The organism is Pedobacter sp. GW456-11-11-14-TSB4, from assembly GCF_059424425.1.
This window is the reverse complement of sequence record NZ_JBWKZK010000001.1, coordinates 720,487-738,718: the sequence shown is the minus strand read 5'-3', so window position 1 is coordinate 738,718 and position 18,232 is coordinate 720,487. Positions and strand designations below refer to the sequence as shown.

General features: G+C 35.5%; 18 protein-coding genes. 5 read left to right on the top strand and 13 right to left on the bottom strand.

Translation table 11 applies throughout. The features are described 5' to 3' along the window. Positions 1–398 precede the first annotated feature (398 nt). The 3 genes from AC07XU_RS03355 to AC07XU_RS03345 all read right to left on the bottom strand — a co-directional run bounded on the left by AC07XU_RS03355 (position 399) and on the right by AC07XU_RS03345 (position 3,210). Positions 399–959: a type 1 glutamine amidotransferase domain-containing protein gene (locus AC07XU_RS03355; RefSeq protein WP_494942206.1), complete on the bottom strand. Its 561-nt coding sequence runs from the start codon at positions 957–959 to the stop codon at positions 399–401. A 218-nt stretch (positions 960–1,177) separates the two neighbouring features. Further along, the gene (locus AC07XU_RS03350; RefSeq protein WP_494942205.1) at positions 1,178–1,933 is read right to left on the bottom strand and encodes a glycosyltransferase family 2 protein; all 756 of its coding nucleotides are present in this window, start codon (positions 1,931–1,933) and stop codon (positions 1,178–1,180) included. Then, entirely contained in the window at positions 1,930–3,210 is a 1,281-nt protein-coding gene (locus AC07XU_RS03345) for a glycosyltransferase family 4 protein (RefSeq protein WP_494942204.1), read from the bottom strand. Before AC07XU_RS03345 ends, AC07XU_RS03350 begins: the two co-directional genes overlap by 4 nt. Before the next feature lie 116 nt (positions 3,211–3,326). On the opposite strand from AC07XU_RS03345, the gene AC07XU_RS03340 reads away from it, so the two are divergent. Beyond that, a complete protein-coding gene (locus tag AC07XU_RS03340; protein WP_494942203.1) occupies positions 3,327–4,076 on the top strand; it encodes a class I SAM-dependent methyltransferase in 750 nt (249 codons plus the stop codon). Positions 4,077–4,195: 119 nt separating this feature from the next. On the opposite strand, the gene AC07XU_RS03335 is transcribed toward AC07XU_RS03340, so the two are convergent. The 10 genes from AC07XU_RS03335 to AC07XU_RS03290 all read right to left on the bottom strand — a co-directional run bounded on the left by AC07XU_RS03335 (position 4,196) and on the right by AC07XU_RS03290 (position 12,289). Continuing rightward, complete coding sequence (locus AC07XU_RS03335) at positions 4,196–5,644, bottom strand: alpha-L-fucosidase (RefSeq protein WP_494942202.1); 1,449 nt, start codon at positions 5,642–5,644, stop codon at positions 4,196–4,198. Between the two features lie 53 nt (positions 5,645–5,697). Then, positions 5,698–6,612 carry a glycosyltransferase family protein gene (locus AC07XU_RS03330; protein WP_494942201.1) on the bottom strand — a complete coding sequence of 305 codons (915 nt, stop codon included), beginning with the start codon at positions 6,610–6,612 and terminating at the stop codon, positions 5,698–5,700. Positions 6,613–6,617: 5 nt separating this feature from the next. Beyond that, positions 6,618–7,265 carry an O-methyltransferase gene (locus tag AC07XU_RS03325; protein ID WP_494942200.1) on the bottom strand — a complete coding sequence of 216 codons (648 nt, stop codon included), beginning with the start codon at positions 7,263–7,265 and terminating at the stop codon, positions 6,618–6,620. Further along, complete coding sequence (locus AC07XU_RS03320) at positions 7,262–8,590, bottom strand: flippase (RefSeq protein WP_494942199.1); 1,329 nt, start codon at positions 8,588–8,590, stop codon at positions 7,262–7,264. The genes AC07XU_RS03325 and AC07XU_RS03320 overlap by 4 nt, the downstream gene beginning before the upstream one ends. 33 nt (positions 8,591–8,623) lie before the next feature. Then, the gene (locus AC07XU_RS03315) at positions 8,624–9,193 is read right to left on the bottom strand and encodes a hypothetical protein (protein WP_494942198.1); all 570 of its coding nucleotides are present in this window, start codon (positions 9,191–9,193) and stop codon (positions 8,624–8,626) included. A 38-nt stretch (positions 9,194–9,231) separates the two neighbouring features. Beyond that, positions 9,232–9,747 carry a DUF1569 domain-containing protein gene (locus tag AC07XU_RS03310; RefSeq protein ID WP_494942197.1) on the bottom strand — a complete coding sequence of 172 codons (516 nt, stop codon included), beginning with the start codon at positions 9,745–9,747 and terminating at the stop codon, positions 9,232–9,234. 190 nt (positions 9,748–9,937) lie between these two features. Next, positions 9,938–10,627, bottom strand: coding sequence for a YjjG family noncanonical pyrimidine nucleotidase (locus tag AC07XU_RS03305; protein WP_494942196.1), 690 nt, complete (start codon positions 10,625–10,627; stop codon positions 9,938–9,940). 90 nt (positions 10,628–10,717) lie between these two features. Continuing rightward, positions 10,718–11,035, bottom strand: coding sequence for a low molecular weight protein tyrosine phosphatase family protein (locus tag AC07XU_RS03300; protein ID WP_494942195.1), 318 nt, complete (start codon positions 11,033–11,035; stop codon positions 10,718–10,720). Between the two features lie 15 nt (positions 11,036–11,050). Then, the gene (upp, locus tag AC07XU_RS03295; RefSeq protein ID WP_494942194.1) at positions 11,051–11,695 is read right to left on the bottom strand and encodes a uracil phosphoribosyltransferase; all 645 of its coding nucleotides are present in this window, start codon (positions 11,693–11,695) and stop codon (positions 11,051–11,053) included. Positions 11,696–11,767: 72 nt separating this feature from the next. Further along, complete coding sequence (locus tag AC07XU_RS03290; protein WP_494942193.1) at positions 11,768–12,289, bottom strand: DUF6702 family protein; 522 nt, start codon at positions 12,287–12,289, stop codon at positions 11,768–11,770. A gap of 86 nt (positions 12,290–12,375) precedes the next feature. On the opposite strand from AC07XU_RS03290, the gene AC07XU_RS03285 reads away from it, so the two are divergent. The 4 genes from AC07XU_RS03285 (at position 12,376) to AC07XU_RS03270 (ending at position 18,213) form a co-directional block, all read left to right on the top strand. Beyond that, positions 12,376–12,960 (top strand): HupE/UreJ family protein, encoded by a 585-nt coding sequence (locus tag AC07XU_RS03285; RefSeq protein ID WP_494942192.1) that lies wholly within the window; start codon positions 12,376–12,378, stop codon positions 12,958–12,960. A 10-nt stretch (positions 12,961–12,970) separates the two neighbouring features. Further along, a complete protein-coding gene (locus AC07XU_RS03280) occupies positions 12,971–15,379 on the top strand; it encodes a M1 family metallopeptidase (RefSeq protein ID WP_494942191.1) in 2,409 nt (802 codons plus the stop codon). Between the two features lie 472 nt (positions 15,380–15,851). Further along, a complete protein-coding gene (gene uvrB, locus AC07XU_RS03275; protein WP_494942190.1) occupies positions 15,852–17,888 on the top strand; it encodes an excinuclease ABC subunit UvrB in 2,037 nt (678 codons plus the stop codon). Positions 17,889–18,015: 127 nt separating this feature from the next. Next, positions 18,016–18,213 carry a YwbE family protein gene (locus AC07XU_RS03270; RefSeq protein ID WP_494942189.1) on the top strand — a complete coding sequence of 66 codons (198 nt, stop codon included), beginning with the start codon at positions 18,016–18,018 and terminating at the stop codon, positions 18,211–18,213. Positions 18,214–18,232: the final 19 nt, after the last annotated feature.

The following is an 18,232-nucleotide window of genomic DNA, read 5'->3' as shown; positions in this document are numbered from 1 at the left end:
ATTTAAGCATGTTGCCGCTATGAACTCCTTCTACAAATCCTTAGAAATTCACCACCTAAGAAGTGACCAAAGCGCACCTCAGTTTTTCCAAAAAGCCTTAGGTTTAATCAGGTTTCTCAGGTGGTTTTTTAAAATTTAAGCATGTTGCCGCTATGAACTCCTTCTACAAATCCTTAGAAATTCACCACCTAAGAAGTGACCAAAGCGCACTTCAGTTTTTCAAAAAAGCCTTAGGTTTACTCAGGTTTCTTAGGTGGTTATTTAAAATTTAAGCATGTTGCCGTTATGAACTCCTTCTAAAAATCTTTAGAAATTCACCACCTAAGAAGTGACCAAAGCGCACCTCAGTTTTTCCAAAAAGCCTTAGGATTACTCAGGTTTCTTAGGTGGTTCAAAACTTATGCATGCTGCCCGTCATGAACTCCTTCTGCAAATTCCTCTACAATTTTATCGTTAAAAGCCGGTAAATCTTCTGGCGTACGACTTGTAACTAATCCTTGGTCTACAACAACTTCCTCATCAGACCAATCTGCTCCTGCATTGATCAAATCTTGAGAAATATTTTTTACTGAGGTCAATTTTCTTCCCTCAACTACTCCAGCATTAATTAAAACTTGTGGTCCGTGGCAAATTGCAGCAACAGGTTTACCTGCTTCAAAAAATGCTTTTACAAATGCAATTGCATCATCATTAGCTCTTAACTTGTCAGGATTGATTGCGCCACCCGGTATTAATAAACCATTATAATCATCTGCATTCGCTTCACTTATAGTATGATCAACATTAACTTCACCCGACCAATTTCCATCGCTCCAACCTTTAATTGTGCCACTTTTAGATGAAATGATATGTACTGTTGCGCCTTCTTCTTTTAATCTTTTTACTGGTTCAGTTAATTCACTTTCTTCAAATCCGTTTTCTGAAAGCACTGCAATAGTGCGATTACTTAATTGTCCCATAATTTTTGTTTTTAATAGATTGATATATTAAAAGACAGTTATGGTAAATTTTTGTTTGTAGAAATTAGAGAAAAAACAAATCATGTTGTTTCGACAGGACTTGTACCGATTTTACATAGGTAGATCAGCGACAAGAAATCTCTAGCCTAATTTTGTTGAAGAAATTTGTAGATTTCTCCTTGTAAAGAACTCGTTTGAAATGACGCTAGGTCGAGTTTCTAATCATTAGTCCTTCTATGCCTAATAAAATACTGCGCCAAATTTAGTGCAATAAAAACATGATTAATAAGATTTGGAACCAAGCCGTAGTAATGAGATAAGATCTTAAAACGTTCTTTTAAACTCTCTAAATGTTTTTGTTTAGACATGCCGCCAACTAAATATTTGGCAACATACATGTGCGTATTTACTACGTTAGACGATTTTTTAGCTGCTTTTATAATCCAGTCGATATCTGAACTGTATTTGTATTGCAAATTAAAAGGCTCGGTTAAACTGCGTTTAATGTATATCGCTTGGTGGCTCACATTCATCCCGTATTTAAAGCTATGCCAATCAAAATGTTCTGGTGCTCTGTGCCTACGTTGTCCTAAACTCTTCCAGTTTTCGTCAAACATTTCGGTTTCACCATAATAAATATCGCCCGATGGCGCCGAAGAAAAAACATGATCTACAGTTTCTGTATCGTAAATTTCATCTCCAGAATTCATAAATAATACATAATCTCCTGTGGCTAAAGCCAAACCTTTATTCATGGCATCGTAAATACCTTTGTCTGGCTCAGAAATAAATTGCGCTAAACGATCTTTATACTTATAAATAATATCCTTGGTTCCATCTGTTGATGAGCCATCAATTAAAATGTATTCAATGTTTGCATAAGTTTGATTGAGCACCGAAAGCATGGTTCGCTCAATATCTTTTACGTTGTTGTAAACAATGGTAATTACGCTAAGTTTTGGATTTACGGTCATTGAGGCAAAGCGTTAATCAAGGTTTGGTAAAGTTCTTCGTGTTTAATAGCAACAACTGATGGCGAAAATTGATTTAAAATTGTTCTTCGAGCTTCCTTTTGTACGCTTTCTCTATCTTCATGCAAAAATAGCCATTCAATTCCATCAGCTAAATCTGTAGCCGATTCATACTTTGCCAAATAGCCATTCTCCAAATGTTTAACCATATCTGGTATGCCGCCAGTTTTAAAAGCAACCACAGGAGTAGCACAGGCCAAACTTTCCATTACGGTATTGGGTAAATTATCTTCTAAAGATGGTAGTACAAAAACATCCGCTGCTGCGTAACTTTTAGCCAAATGATCATCCTTATTAATCGTGCCCAAAAAAGTAGTCTTAAACGGAAATTCAGGCATGTCCTTGGTGTCTTTATTCCCAAAAATAACCAACTCAATTTCGTTTTTAGGTATTTCAGATCTGCTGGCTAACTCATTTAAAGCTTCAATTAAATATTGTGTGCCTTTATGTTTATCGTTTTTTGACGGCATAAAACCGCTCATAATCACAAAGTGATTTGATGGAATTTTCAGCATTTTTTTCGCCTCTGCTTTTACATAAGGCTTAAACACATCAACCTCAATTGTGTTAGGTATTACATCTACATTCCGCATGCCTAACAAACTACTTTCTTTAACAGATTTAGCCATCCAACTGCTTGGTGCCACAATGTGGAAATTTAATGCTGAGTAGGCTTTTTGTTTGCTTAACCAATTTTTATGAGAGATATCGTTTTTGCCTTCAAATTTTAACAGCGGACAATTGCCGCACTGCTTATGGAAGTTTTCGCAACTGTAACGTACATGGCAACCACCCGTAAATGCATTACTGTCGTGAAATGTCCAAACAATTGGCTTGTCTAAAAGATCTAGTTCTGCTAAAAATTTGGGCGATAAAAAACCATGATTAACCCAGTGCAAATGAATAATATCTGCATCTTTTAATTCTTTTATGTTGATTAATGATTTGCCGAACCATTGTAAAGAAAATGGTGTTTTAACTGCCTTAACAAATATTTTGGCCAAATAACGTTCGGCCATGATATTAAAAACAGCACTAATTTTTGCAAAAACTCCGCTACTTAAATTTATAATTTTTGGATTTTCTCCAAACTTATAAAAAACCAAGACTTTAGATTCTACACCATTTGCGTTTAATGCATCGCTTAAACGAAGGCAAGCTCTTCCAGCTCCTCCATTCCCATCATAGGTATTTAGGTGTACAATTTTCAAATCAGTCAAAAATACATTTTATTCAAGTAAACCAAATTGTTAAAGAGTGTTAAATTAACAATAAATCAATCCAACAAGATAACAATTTTAAAATTCACTATAGTTTATGTTTCTTTGCTAAACGTATGGAAAACCTTTTAACCGACAGAAATTTTTGGGTAAAATATTGGGAAAGTAAAACAGATTTATCGGCCACTATTCCTTCAAATTATTTATTTCATCGCCAACTGGCGGATATTGTAAGTGAAAATAAAGTAAAAACAGCAATAGAATTAGGTGGTTTTCCGGGTTATTATGCAGTTTTTTTAAAGAAGTATTTAAAGTTGGATGTTACGCTATTAGATTATTTTGTGCATCCTCCCATCACACATCAACTCTTAAAAACTAATGGTTTAGCTGATGATGATATCAAAGTAATTGAAGCAGATTTGTTCAACTATCAATCACCTCAGCAATACGATTTGGTGCTATCTTGCGGTTTGATTGAGCATTTTGTTGATACTGAAGATATCATTAATCGCCATATTGCTTTGGTAAAGCCAGGCGGCACTTTATTTATTACGCTGCCAAATTTTACTGCAGTAAATGGTTGGTTCCAAAAGAATTTTGATAAGGAGAATTACGATAAGCATAATATTGATAGCATGAACCCAGCGTTATTAGCTTCAATTTGCGAAAAAGCCGGATTGAAGGAAATCAAATCTGCATATTTTGGAAAATTTAGTGTTTGGTTAGAAAACGAAAAAGAAAAATCTGCAGGGGTAAAATTGTTTAAAAAATTGGTTTGGATAACAGGGAAGGTACTCACAAAAATTATCCCATTCGAGAGTAAAAGTTTATCGCCTTATATTATTTTAACGGCAAAGAAGCTATAGGGATTGTCAGGCTGAGCGTAGTCGAAGGCTCTGTTTGATTAGTGTTTAATATATTTACCCTTCGACTACGCTCAGGTTGACTAATACTATATTTAATTGTTTACAGAGCTTTTCGAAATTTAATCTGCCAATTGATAAACCCCAATTTCACTGAGCGTAATGGCAACTGGCGCTTTAAGTTTTATTCTTATTTTATTAGCACTAACAGGTTTCTCTAATCTAATCAATCGCTTTGCGCCTACACTTGCACCAGCATTAACCAGTTTCCAATTGTTTTTTTCAAAAATTTCAACTGTAAAACTATCAATTCTTTGTCCGAGCGGGATATACTCTTGTAAACTAATTACATCAAAACTGATTAGTTTTCTAAAATCAATAATAAGTTCTGCATTATTTATTTCATCGGCAGTTGCCCAATAAGTTTTTTTATCATTATCGGTTAATAAGTTCACTCCATAAGTTTTTCCTCTGGTTTGGCTAGCCTTAATACTAGCGTCTTTTGCAAAATTTACCGCAAAGGTTTTGCTCAAAATCTCTCCAAATTGTTTAAGGTTGGCAACATCATCTTCATGTAGTAAACCTCTGGTATCTGGTGCTAAACCTAAATCTAACGCTGCACCTCTGCCCACGCTTTTAAAGTACAAATCTATCAATGAATTTACGCTTTTAGGTTTTTCACTGGCATGATAAAACCAGCCTTTTCTTAAAGGCACATCACATTCTGCGGGCATCCAATATTTGCCATCTCTAATTCCCATTGGGCTTTCAGGGTAATTCGCTTGTCCGGGTACAGCAACATTTACACCTTTTGGCGGCATTGGCGTAAAAGTAGCCCAGCTCGTATCTGCAGCGAAACCATATTCATTACCTACCCAACGCACATCCAAACCAACATCACTAAAAATATTGGCCATTGGTTGCATGGTTCTTGTAATTTGCCATGTGTTATTCCAATCGTAATAAGTGGTATTATCGATGCTTCTTTTTTCTTTTGCACCGCCGTAAAAACCATCGCCACCATTTGCACCATCGTGCCAACTCATAAATAATTCGCCGTAATTGCTATACAATTCTTTAAGCTGCGCTTGATAAATTTTTAAGTAATCGGCTGTTCCATATTTTGCATTATTTCTATCCCAAGGTGAACAGTAAACTCCAAACCTTAAACCATTTTTACGGGCAGCCAATTCAATTTCTTTAACCAAATCTCCTTTACCATCTCTGAACGGACTTTTACTGATGTTATATTCAGTAGTTTTTGTAGGCCATAGGGCGAAACCATCATGGTGTTTAGCTACAAGTATAATTCCTTTTAAACCACCGGCTTTGGCTGCTTTTACAATTTGTTCTGCATCAAAATTAGAAGGGTTAAATGTTTTCGGATCGGCATCTCCGTAACCCCATTCTTTGTTTTCGAACGTAGTTGGTGTAAAATGAATCAAGCCGTAGGTTTCTATATCATGCCAGGCCAATTGCCTTTTGGTAGGTAAAGCACCGTAAGGTTTAGGCGCTGTTTGCGCTAAAGTATTTAAGCTAATCGTTAATAAAAGGATGATAAAAAATCTCATGATGCTGTAATTGTAAATGCAAATTACAAATTTTAGAGAAGAGTTGTTATTTGCTAACTTGAGAAATACTGATTAATCTTTTCTTTAACAAATCTTTTTATTCTGCTGAGCATGGAGCCCTTTCTATTAGCTAAGAAATGCTTAATTGCAGTATAAGCCGCTTTATTTTCTTCAACAACAGTTGGAAAATCTTTAATTGGTTGCGGATTGATGATTACGTTGTAAATGTCATTTAGACCAGAGTGAACTCCTGTACCATCATGACCAATGTTATTTACCAAAGATTGCGATGGATTTAAAGTTAAGCCGCCTTTTAAAAAGATAGACGCATACCAGCGAATGGCCCATGAATTGTTTTTGCCTTTTTTAAAATCCTGCATCTGTTTCCAAAAGTTCATGGTGCCTTCTATAGAAAATGCTTGTTTTTTCTGGTGGTTAAACTGTTTTAGTAATGTTTCTATGTTTGGCTCGAAATGTTGCCAAGCTCTATCCCAAGTGGCCCAACCCCAACTGGTTGCTGCTCTATAAAAAAAGCTATCAGGTAAGGTTTTATCTGCTAATACATACATATAAGCACCAATATGCATTACCTTTTCTTCATCGCGATAGCGATTTAAAGCTTCATTAAAATAAGTGAGCGTGTATGGCGATGAAATCAAATCATCTTCAAAAACGATTACCTTGCCATAAGCTGCATTTAAACGCGTTACGCCCGCAATTACCGAATTAGCCAAGCCCAAATTAGTTTTACTTTCTACGATTTCAATAGATTTAAATCCGTCAATTTTTTTGATGAATTCCCTAACCTCTGCAACCTTATCGGCATCTGATTCGCTTTTTGCTCCATCAGAAAATATAAACAAGCGGCTATCGGCAGCCAATTCATTTTGCTTTAAAAACTTAACTGTTCGCTCGGTATGTTGCGGGCGATTGTAAACGAATAAAGCAATAGGAGCAAGGTTTTGCATAAATTTTATATCCCTAAACAGTTATCTGTCTTGTAAAAAACGGAAGTGGCTTTGTTGTAAAACAATCCAGGAGATATGCCTGTAAACGGTAATTCTTTAAACCCTTTTGCGGTTAAAAATGTTCTGGCTTCTTGATAAGTTTCTCTTTCAGAATCGTCTAAAACTAAAACTCCATTTGTAGATAAAGCACCCACGCTTTGCTTGCAACAATTTACTCGATCTCTTCCATCTACAATAATTACATCGAATTTTTCTCCTAATAAAGATGCTTTTTTGCTGTATTCGCCACCAGTTTCTAAATGTGTAAATATCATTTCGGCGTTTGCCGCTTTCTCTTTTACAATTTTATTGAACCAAGCCTCATCGTGCTCTACAGAAACTACCCGTTTTACACGTTCGGCATAAAACAAAGTTGAGTTGCCAGAGCCATATTCAAAAATGGTTAAATTTTTATTCAACCTAGTTTTAATAAAATCGATAAATGAATAAGTTACCCAAGGGATTGGATTGCCTGTTTCGTCAACCGCTTGGTGGGTATCGAATGCGGTAAACCATCCGATAGTTGATAGATAACCTTTATGTCCGTATGATAAAAGTGCTGCTAACCGTTTTGGTTTGCCAATTAATGTTGCTAATGCTTTAAGTTTGCTCAACGTTTAAATATTTTTTGAAATGCAGACCTCAAAAATAATGATTTTAACATCATTATTCCTTGTCTCCGGGTTTTGGGTATAAGTAAGATTAAAAATGTAGCTGAAAAGTAGGCAATTACAGTTGCGATGGCTGTGCCCATCATCCCCATGGTTGGAATTAATAAAAAATTTAATGCGATATTGATAACAGCACCAACGCCTGTGCGAACAAAGGTGAGTTTGTTATAACCTTCTGTTATTAGAAATTGACTGCTGGCAACACCTAGAAACACAAATAAACTGCCCCAAACATGCACTGCCAAAACAGGTGCGGCTGCTGCAAATTCTGGCTTAAATAATTTATAAATTATGGGTGAGCCAATGCTGATGACAATAGCAAATGATAAACTTAGCCAAACCATTAAATCAAATAAATTCTGTAACCTTTTTTTGTAGCGTTCAGGGTCATCTCGGCGAGCATTTAATATTGCAGGGAAAAGGGAACTTACAATTACTACAGGTACAAAATTTAAAGCTTCGCTAAACATTACAACGGTTGCATAAGCTCCTGACGCAGCCGCTCCAGCTTCTCCCAGAATTTCATTTAACATGATCATATCTATCTTCATGTAAACCGAAACCATGATGCCAGAGATAATTAATGGCCACGATAAGCTTAACAGTTTTTTGGCTAAAACTTTATCAAATTTCCAAGCAAAAAAACTTAGTCCTTGATTTTTGTAAACAATTAGATAGCCAATTGAAACCAAAAAAATATCAAACACATATGCGTAAATGAAATAAATCAGCGCTGCTTTAAAATAAAAAATAAGCAACAGCTTGATGATTGCAGAAAGCAAATTACCCACAATTTGAACTTGCATAATATATTTCGATTTTACCTCCGATTGAAAATAAGCATCAATGATAGTAAGCGATTGAAATACACCACCAAACGATAAAATGAGAATAAACAAGTAGGGGATATCTGAAAGCGGAGATAACAGCCAAGCCATGTAAATTAATGGCAAACAAAGTAAGCCTGCTGATGTTTTTAGCAAAAATGAAGTACCTAAGATGGTATCTCTGTTTTTTGGGTATTGATGGAGTTCTTTAACTATAAAGCTATCTAAACCTAAGCTTGCTAAAGCTGCAAAAAGATAAATATAAGCTACAGAAGTGCCCAGCATTCCATTTTTTGTCGGCAATAAAAAGTTGGCAACTTGTATACTGATGAGCATTTTTATCGCCATGCTGCCCACTCTGCCCAGCATTAACCAACCTGTATTTTTAAAATACTTGTTTAGCGCATCTTGATCAAAACCTTTAATTGCTGGTAGTTTCATTTAGTGCAAAGATGCAAAATTAAATCGCTCTATTTAGGTTAATGGTGCACCAACCGCAACCGCACAATCATGTCCTGGTTGTCCATGAGTTGGATTTAACCTTTGTCCTTTTTCATTTAACACAGGTACAGCCGAATTAGAAGCTGGTTGAGAAACATTTATTTTAGGAGGAGTACTTTTTGTAGCAACTTGTGCTGATTTTGAATTTAATGGTGCGCCAACTGCAATGGCACAATCATGTCCAGGTTGTCCGTGAGCTGGATTTAATTTTCCACTACTTGCTGGTGTAGGCGTAGTTGCTGTTGGCTGAGCGGTAGTTTGAACAGCACTTGTTTGCGCTATTGGCGTATTTGCTATTGAGCTGGATTTTAAAGGAGCTCCAACTGCAATGCTGCAATCATGCCCTGGTTGTCCATGTTCTGGGTTGGTTAATAAATTATTAGTAGTGGCAGTTGTAGTTGCAACAGGGTTTGAAGCTGTTGATTTTTGCAAATCTGCTAATCCGTTTGGTGTTGCTGCATAGCCTTGAGCAGTCTCTACTTTTTTATTGTTGTTACAACTTGCTATGCTGATAACCAATAAGATATATAATATATTTTTCATCAATTTAGGTTTGTGTTCAAATATGCAAAATTTAAAGGCTATTTGAAACTGTTTTCGATTCGCACTAATTGTTTAAGATGGTGATTTAAATGAATTTCTATAAACCTAAGCCATTGCTTTGCATTTAAATAGCCCAATCTGGGGTGTTTAACTTTAATTTTTGGATTTGCTTGCTCTACAGCTGGTTGTAGTTTAATTAATTGTAACTCAAAATCAGTAATAAATTGCTGAGCCGCCATTAAATTTATTTTTTTAACTCTATCTGCTAATCTTTTTGGTACTTTAAATTTTTTTCCCGGAGGTAGCATTCCAAAAAATAAAATCATCTTGGTAATAAAATGCGTCGGTTTTTCCTTTCCCTCGCCCGTAATACAATTATTAAGTGCCATCAATGAAAGTAAGCTCGAATCGAAAATGTGCGAATAAACTTCGCTATAACTCCAACCGCCAATTGGTGGGGTAAGCACAAACTCTTCCTCGCCCTTGTTGCGCAATTTCGCTTGGTAAGCATTTACAATTTTAATAATAGATTGGTAAACCTTGTTTGTGTTCATGCTGGCTTATTAAACGTTTATTACTTTGTAAATCGTACAAAGTTTGTTTTGATTTGCGTTTTAAACTTTGACAATCTAAGAAAAAAGATTGTCAAAGTGGCGGTACAACTGTAGCTACTTTGTCAATGTGCTATAGATTAACAAAGTTTTTTGTCAACTTTGAGAAACTATTAAAGTATCATCAAAGTATTTAAAAATGCTCCAACAATTCTTCTAAGTGGGTAATTTGATGTGCTACGTCTTCTGGTTTTTCTGCTTTTAAAGGGTTAAAAAATATCGCTTTAATACCATAGGCTTGTGCGCCACGAATATCTGCTTCTAAACTATCACCAATCATTACGCTTTCTGCTTTTGTAGCTGATGCTTTGTTTAAGGCGTGCTCAAAAATTTTGCTGTCTGGTTTGTTTACGCCTACGTCTTCAGAAATAATTACATTTTTAAAATATGGATTCAATCCTGATAGATCCATTTTCGTTAACGTAGTTTCCTTAAATCCGTTAGAAATAATATGTAAATGGTATTTATCTTTCAAATAAGCAAGCACTCTTTCTGCACCATCAAAAAGGTTGGTTTTCGTAGGGCTGATCCTGACATAATCATCTTCAAATTGATGTGGCACATGCTCTGGTTTAATACCTAATTCTAAAAATGTTTTTCTGAAACGTTCTTCTCTCAGTTTTTCTTTGCTTATTTCTCCTAAATGGTATTGTTGCCAAAGGCGATGGTTGTTGCTTGTGTAGCGTTCTATAAAAGCTGAACATGATTTTAAGCCAAGATCTTTTAAGCAATACTGGTCATACAATTCGGTAAGTGTTTCTTGTGCATTGCGATCAAAATCCCAAATGGTGTGGTCTAAATCGAAAAAGATATGTTTGGTCATTAAGTTTATATTGAAAGGGTATACTGTTTAAATGCCGCTAAACAAAGGCGTGTAAAGTTAACCACCATGTTTTGAATAATAATGTCACAATTATAGGTACATGTCAACCTTCGTTTCAATTTCCGCAATCAATTCTTCATCCATATATTGGTAGTCATCTGCTATATCTAAAACAATTACTTGCTTGTTGCTTAAATGATCCATAAAACTGGCAGCTAGTATTTGCTTATGTTTTTTCTCCATTACAAATATCAAGTCTGCCCAATCAATAACTTTTGCGTTAATTTTTATTCTAGCAGAAGCTGATGTTCCTGCAGACTTTACTTGATGAAACGGATGATTTTGGAAAATAGTTTCTGCAGTAGCGCTTCTCCATTTATTTCTGCTACAAACAAAAAGAACATTCATAATTTTTTGAACTTACTAAACCTTAACTCCAAAAGCCAAATCTCCAGCATCACCTAAGCCTGGCACGATGTAAGATTTGCTGGTCATTTCATCATCAACCGCACCAAGCCACAAATTTGCCTTTGGTAAGTTTGCTTTAACGTGTTTTACCCCTTCTGTACTGGCAATTGCAGCAACAAGATGTAGTTTTTCAACCTTATAACGATTGATGAGTTCTTTTGCGCACAGCACCATACTTAAACCTGTAGCTAACATTGGATCAACAAGTATTACCGTTTTGCCTTCTAAATCTGGCGCAGAAATATGTTCCATTTGGATAATGAAATCACCGCTTTTTTTTGTTTTTCGGTAAGCGGTGATGAAAGCACAATCGGCCTTATCGAATACATTTAACATTCCTTGTTGCATGGGCAAACCAGCTCTTAAAATTGTTGCTAAAACTGGTTGCTCAGTGAGTACATTACATTTGGCTATGCCTAATGGTGTTTGAATATCAGCCTCGTTATATTTTAGTGTTTTACTAATCTCATAAGCAAAAAACTCTCCTAAGCGCTCCAAATTTCTGCGAAAACGCATCGAATCCTTTTGGATCAATTCATCCCTCATTTCGGCTGTAAAGTTATTGGCAATGGAGTTAGTTTTGCTTAGTTCGAAGATCATAGCTTAAAGATAAGCAAAAGATTATGATCTGCATAGCCGAAAAAAACAAGTTGTGCAGTAAATTTTTTGAGCTTAAAATTTAACTGCTAAGGTCGCAGCAGGGTAATTTGCTCTAACACTTTTTCTAGTTCCGCTATTTTCTACATGTAAAATATTCATTTGATCATCAAACAAATCATAGAGAATGGTATTGCTTACATTCAAAGTTTTAAAAAAGTTAACATCTACAATTTCGATATACACATTTGTTGCCTCATGATCTATTTCAAAGCCAATGTAATTTGCTTTTTTAGTTTTTCCATCAACATTAAAACTTAAATGAGCTGCGATGTATTTTTTGATCAATTCATCCATGTCTTTTTGCATGCTTGATTTAGATAAATCGGTTTTAGCTTTAAATTTTTTAGCCAAAATGTTCTCAAAATCATCGGTAAAAATTCTGCAGCTTATCTCTAAACTTTTTTCTTTTGGGTTAAAATTAACTTCGGTAGTGCTCACATGAAGTGGGTGTCTCTTTTCATTCATCAGCCTTGATGGCGAATAAATACTGAAAATGAAAGATATAAGTAACAATTTAGAAAAGTAGACAGTCATTTGCAACATGGTTTCTTTTAAAAGAATAAAACATCCTATTTTTACTCATCAAAAGTAACAAACGAAATTAAATAACAGATAGATACATGGCTTTAGCTGATTTTTTATTCTATTTTAAGTTAGGCTGGTCGCACATTGTAAGTTTAGATGCCTTAGATCATCAATTATTCATTTTGGCTTTGGTGGCTGTTTACACTTCAAAGAATAGTAAACAAGTATTAATTCTGGTAACCGCATTTACAATTGGGCATTCGCTTACCTTGTTGCTGAGTGTATTAGATGTTATTCGTTTTTCGAGCAGCTGGGTTGAGTTCCTAATTCCCTGCACTATATTTTTAACTGCATTGAGCAATCTCTTTAAAAAAGATTTTTCTCTAAAAGCTGTTAATACAAATTACTATCTTGCGTTATTATTTGGTCTAATTCATGGAATGGGTTTTGCCAATTCGGTACGGATGATGTTAGCAAAAGATCAAAACATTGGCTGGGGTTTATTAGGCTTTAATGTAGGTTTAGAGGTTGGTCAGGTGGTTTTTGTGATCATCATTTTATGTTTTACCTGGCTTGCTTTATCTATTTTTAAAATTAGAAGAAGAGAGTGGGTCATATTTTTATCAGCAGCCGTATTTAGCTTGGCTTTAAAAATGGCTTTAGAACGAATTCCTTTTTAATCAATATACAATGAGAAAATTTTATAAGTCTCTGGCAATGTTAACCTTAATCGGTCAGGTTGTTTTTGCACAAAACATTCAAAATAATCCGGGAAGTAACCACGGTAATAAATTTGAGCAGTTGGGCACTATTTTAACTACACCAAATGAGCAGCGCACCGCTAGTGGAGCACCGGGTGTAAAATATTGGCAGCAAAGAGCCGATTATAAAATTAAGTGTGAATTGGATGAGAAAAATCTTACCCTAAAAGGAAGTGAAACGATTACTTATTACAACAACTCGCCAGATGTACTAACTTATATTTGGATTCAGTTGGATGAAAATGAGCATAATAATTTAAACAATGCAAACTATCAATCTGCCAGTAGAATGCCAAATGGAGCAACATCTGCACAGTTAGATAATATGAAAGTTGGCGCTCAGCCAGATAATGGTTATGGAATAAAAGTAACCAAAATTACTGATGCAACTGGTAAAAACTTAGCTTACACCATTAACAAAACAATGATGAGAGTTGAAGTTCCGGCATTAAAATCTGGAGCTCAGTTTGTATTTAATATCGATTGGAATTATAAAATTACAGATAGAATTGCTGGCGGTGGCCGGGGTGGTTACGAGTTTTTCCCGGAAGATGGAAACCATTTATTTACCATGACACAGTGGTTTCCGCGTTTGTGTGTGTACAGCGATTTTCAAGGATGGCAAAACCATCAATTTACTGGCAGAGGAGAGTTTGCCTTAACTTTTGGAAATTATAATGTGCAAATGACTGTGCCTGCAGATCACATGGTTGGCTCAACAGGCGAATGTTTAAATTACAGTGCTGTGTTAACGCCAACACAATTGGCTCGTTACAATAAATCTAAAACTAGCACTACGGCCCCAGTAGAGATTGTAACTTTAGCGGAAGCGAAAGCTGCGGAAACAACAAAATCTACAGCTAAAAAAACTTGGGTTTTTCAGGCAAATAATGTAAGAGATTTTGCTTGGACATCATCTCGTAAGTTTGTTTGGGATGCTATGGCGCAACCAATTGCAGGTAAAAATGTAATGTGTATGAGTTTTTATGGTAAGGAAGCTTACAATTTATACAGCAAATTCTCTACTCGTGCCGTTGCACATACCATTAAAACTTATTCAGATTTTACCATTCCATATCCTTACCCAGTTGCACAAAGTGTAGAGGCTGCAAACGGAATGGAATATCCAATGATTTGTTTCAATTATGGGCGTACAGATGCCGATGGAACTTACAGCGAAAGTACGAAAAATGGAATGTTAGGTGTGGTAATTCATGAGGTGGGACATAACTTTTTCCCGATGATTGTAAATAGTGACGAACGCCAATGGACTTGGATGGATGAAGGTTTGAATTCATTTGTTGAATATTTAACAGAAGAACTTTGGGACAATAAGTTTCCAAGTAAAAAAGGGCCAGCTTATACAATAGTGCCCTATATGAAATTACCAAAAGATCAGTTAGAGCCAATTATGTCTAACTCAGAAAACATTGTAAACTTTGGGCCGAATGCTTATTCTAAACCAGCTACGGGGTTAAATATTTTACGTGAAACGATTATGGGGCGTGAATTATTTGATTATGCTTTTAAAGAATACTCGAGAAGATGGGCCTTTAAACACCCAACGCCTGCAGATTTATTTAGAACAATGGAAGATGCCAGCGGCGAAGATTTAGATTGGTTTTGGAGAGGATGGTTTTATGGAACAGATCCTGTTGATATTTCATTAGATAGCGTAAAGTATGCTAAACCATATTTCGCTACAGCAGCAGATGCAAATAGAGCAGTAAGACAAGGAAATAGAGCGGGTGGTTTAAGAGTTGATCCGCCAGCTGTTAATGCTTTTGAAGATATTTCTAAAATCAGAAATCGCGAAAATAGTAGCATTAAATTTTATACCGATAGAGATTTAGAAGCTAGAGACTTTTATTGGAAATACAGTAGAGGAATGGTTGTTATTGATACTTCATTAGCTGCAAAGCCACAAACTCAACCTGCCAGATTGCCAATAGAAGAATTTACAGAAGAAGAAAAAGCTAAATACGCTAATAAATTTTTCTATGAGTTAAATTTTAGCAACAAAGGTGGTTTAGTAATGCCAATTATTGTAGAGTTTACATTTAAAGATGGTACAAAATCTGTAGATAGAATTCCTGCTCAAATTTGGAGATTAAATGAACAAAAAACTTCAAAATTCTATGTTCAGGATAAAGAGGTTGCTTCAATTAAAATAGATCCAATGCGTGAAACAGCTGATATAGATGAAAGCAATAATGTTTGGGGCGGAGAAGCAAAGGCTTCTAAATTTCAGTTGTTTAAAATGCGTGCAGGTGGTGCACCAGCTCGTGGGCAATCAGTTGGCTCCAACCCAATGCAATTGGAGAAGAAAAGTAAGTAGTATCAAGATTTAAGTATCAAGTATCAGGACTTAAAATGATAAACAAAACCCGAAGGATTTAAAACTTCGGGTTTTTTCTTTTAAAAGTTTAGGCATTGCGAACTTTATTTAAAATGATAAGTCTTGCCTATCGAAAGTATAGTAGAATTAAATAATGTTGTTTTGTTATCCAGAGTGAAGCGAAGGATCTCATAAAAAGTTAACCATGTAGATTCCTCGTTCCTCGGAATGAGAATCTATAATTTTTTTTTACCAAAGGTATAGCAAAGATTATCCTTGAGGATATTTACTATAGTTTTAATTCTTATTAAACCTAGTAAATCGAAAATCAAACTTGATTTGCTAAAAAATTTCATCCTTCAAAAAACTATTGTCTTTTGTTCCTACTTAAACCCTAAACTTTTAACATTTATCATTGTTCTTTAATCTTTAGTCTTTAATCTTTCGGCTTCAAAACTTATCTTTACCTACAATGAAGTTCAAATTAGTATCAGAGTATAAGCCAACTGGCGATCAACCGAATGCAATCAAACAATTGGTACAAGGCGTAGAGGCCAATGAGAATTACCAAACTTTATTAGGTGTAACTGGTTCTGGTAAAACATTTACGGTAGCCAACGTTATTGCGCAAACTCAAAAACCAACGCTAATTTTAAGTCACAATAAAACTTTAGCCGCACAACTTTATGGAGAGTTTAAACAATTTTTCCCAGAAAATGCGGTCAACTATTTCGTTTCCTATTACGATTATTATCAGCCAGAGGCTTACATGCCTACTACTAACACTTATATCGAAAAAGATTTAAGTATCAATGAAGAGATTGAAAAACTTAGACTACGAACCACATCAGCCTTAATGTCTGGCAGAAGAGATGTAATCGTTGTTTCTTCCATCTCCTGTATCTATGGTATGGGTAATCCCGAAGATTTTTCGAGATCTGTTTTCCGCTTTGCGGTAGGAACAAGAATTAGTAGGAACTCATTTTTGCACAGTTTGGTTGAAATTTTATATGCTAGAACTATCAATGATTTTAAGCGTGGTACTTTTAGGGTAAAAGGAGATACTGTAGATATTTTTCCGGCATATTTAGATAATGCATATCGAATTTCATTTTTTGGTGATGACATCGAAGAGCTTTCTGTAATTGATCCCATTTCTGGTAAAACATTGGAGAAAGTGGCAGACATGGCGCTTTACCCAGCCAATCTTTTCGTTACGCCAAAAGAAAAATTCAACTCTTCAATTTGGGGCATACAAGAAGAATTAGAACTGCGTAAAAACCAATTAATCAACGATAGACAATTATTAGAGGCTAAACGATTAGAAGAGAGAGTAAATTTCGATATCGAAATGATGAAAGAATTGGGCTACTGTTCGGGTATCGAAAATTACTCCAGATTTTTTGATGGACGTTCACCAGGCATGAGACCTTTCTGTTTATTAGATTATTTTCCAGACGATTATCTAATGGTAATTGATGAGAGCCATGTTACCGTTCCGCAAATTAGAGCGATGTATGGCGGCGATAGATCTCGTAAAATGAGTTTGGTAGAATATGGCTTCCGCTTGCCATCAGCGTTAGATAATAGGCCGTTAAATTTTGATGAATTTGAACGTCTAGCACCTCAAACTATTTATGTGAGCGCAACTCCGGCCGACTATGAGTTGGAGAAAACTGATGGTGTGGTGATAGAGCAAGTGATACGCCCAACTGGATTATTAGATCCAATTATAGAAGTTCGCCCAGCGATAAACCAAGTTGATGATTTGCTAGATGAGATTGATAAAACCATAAAAATGGGCGATCGGATTTTGGTAACAACCTTAACCAAACGTATGGCAGAAGAACTAACCAAGTACATGGATCGATTAAACATCAAATGTCGATATATTCACTCTGAAGTAAAAACGTTAGAACGAGTAGAAATTTTAAGAGGTTTGCGTTTGGGTGAGTTTGATGTTTTGGTAGGAATTAACTTATTGCGTGAAGGATTAGATTTGCCCGAAGTGAGTTTGGTAGCGATTTTGGACGCTGATAAAGAAGGTTTTTTACGTTCGGATAGGGCATTGATACAAACCATTGGTCGTGCTGCTCGTAATGATAGAGGTAGAGTAATTATGTATGCCGATAGCATTACAGAATCGATGGAGAGAACCATAGATGAAACCAACAGGCGTAGAGAAAAACAGGTTGCCTATAATTTGGAACATGGCATAACACCTAAAACGGTTGGTAAAACTCGTGAAGAAATTATAGAACAAAGCTCGGTATTAGATTTTTCTGAGAGCAAGGCAAGAAACAAAGCTTATGTAGAAATTGATGAAGTAAGCATTGCTGCTGATCCGGTAGTGCAATACATGACCAAGCCAGAAATGCAAAAAGCAATAGATAAAAGCCGTAAAGACATGCAAAAAGCAGCTAAAGAAATGGACTTTTTAATGGCAGCCCGTATGCGTGATGAAATGTATGCTTTAGAAAAAGTTTTCGCAGAGCGATTTGGGAAGTAAATTTACTTAGACAAAAGTATAAGCAATTAGCCTTTATTTTGTTAAAGTTTATTTAAAAAATCATGGTTAAATAGCAAACTTCCATCGGTTCTAAAGCCTCACATCTCACATCTCATATCTCAAAAAAATGCAAGGACAAAACAGAAAAGATATTTACCCAGGATTAGAAGTTGGCATCATCCTTAAAAAAGACCAACGAAATGGAAACGTTACTTATGGTATTGTTGAAAAGCTCTTAACCTCATCTGCTTTCCATTCTAGAGGAATAAAAGTTAGATTAGAGGATGGGCAAATTGGCAGGGTTTGCGAAATTGTTGAGGAGTAAAACAACAATCGTCAAATTA

Bases quoted from the DNA above. Each gene is read 5' to 3' on its own strand.
- AC07XU_RS03315 (WP_494942198.1), bottom strand. From the start codon at position 9,193: ATGAAAAATATATTATATATCTTATTGGTTATCAGCATAGCAAGTTGT.
- AC07XU_RS03285 (WP_494942192.1), top strand. From the start codon at position 12,376: ATGGCTTTAGCTGATTTTTTATTCTATTTTAAGTTAGGCTGGTCGCAC.
- AC07XU_RS03270 (WP_494942189.1), top strand. From the start codon at position 18,016: ATGCAAGGACAAAACAGAAAAGATATTTACCCAGGATTAGAAGTTGGC.
- AC07XU_RS03355 (WP_494942206.1), bottom strand. From the start codon at position 959: ATGGGACAATTAAGTAATCGCACTATTGCAGTGCTTTCAGAAAACGGA.
- AC07XU_RS03340 (WP_494942203.1), top strand. From the start codon at position 3,327: ATGGAAAACCTTTTAACCGACAGAAATTTTTGGGTAAAATATTGGGAA.
- AC07XU_RS03300 (WP_494942195.1), bottom strand. From the start codon at position 11,035: ATGAATGTTCTTTTTGTTTGTAGCAGAAATAAATGGAGAAGCGCTACT.
- upp (WP_494942194.1), bottom strand. From the start codon at position 11,695: ATGATCTTCGAACTAAGCAAAACTAACTCCATTGCCAATAACTTTACA.
- AC07XU_RS03330 (WP_494942201.1), bottom strand. From the start codon at position 6,612: ATGCAAAACCTTGCTCCTATTGCTTTATTCGTTTACAATCGCCCGCAA.
- AC07XU_RS03290 (WP_494942193.1), bottom strand. From the start codon at position 12,289: ATGACTGTCTACTTTTCTAAATTGTTACTTATATCTTTCATTTTCAGT.
- AC07XU_RS03335 (WP_494942202.1), bottom strand. From the start codon at position 5,644: ATGAGATTTTTTATCATCCTTTTATTAACGATTAGCTTAAATACTTTA.
- AC07XU_RS03280 (WP_494942191.1), top strand. From the start codon at position 12,971: ATGAGAAAATTTTATAAGTCTCTGGCAATGTTAACCTTAATCGGTCAG.
- AC07XU_RS03305 (WP_494942196.1), bottom strand. From the start codon at position 10,627: ATGACCAAACATATCTTTTTCGATTTAGACCACACCATTTGGGATTTT.
- AC07XU_RS03350 (WP_494942205.1), bottom strand. From the start codon at position 1,933: ATGACCGTAAATCCAAAACTTAGCGTAATTACCATTGTTTACAACAAC.
- uvrB (WP_494942190.1), top strand. From the start codon at position 15,852: ATGAAGTTCAAATTAGTATCAGAGTATAAGCCAACTGGCGATCAACCG.
- AC07XU_RS03310 (WP_494942197.1), bottom strand. From the start codon at position 9,747: ATGAACACAAACAAGGTTTACCAATCTATTATTAAAATTGTAAATGCT.
- AC07XU_RS03320 (WP_494942199.1), bottom strand. From the start codon at position 8,590: ATGAAACTACCAGCAATTAAAGGTTTTGATCAAGATGCGCTAAACAAG.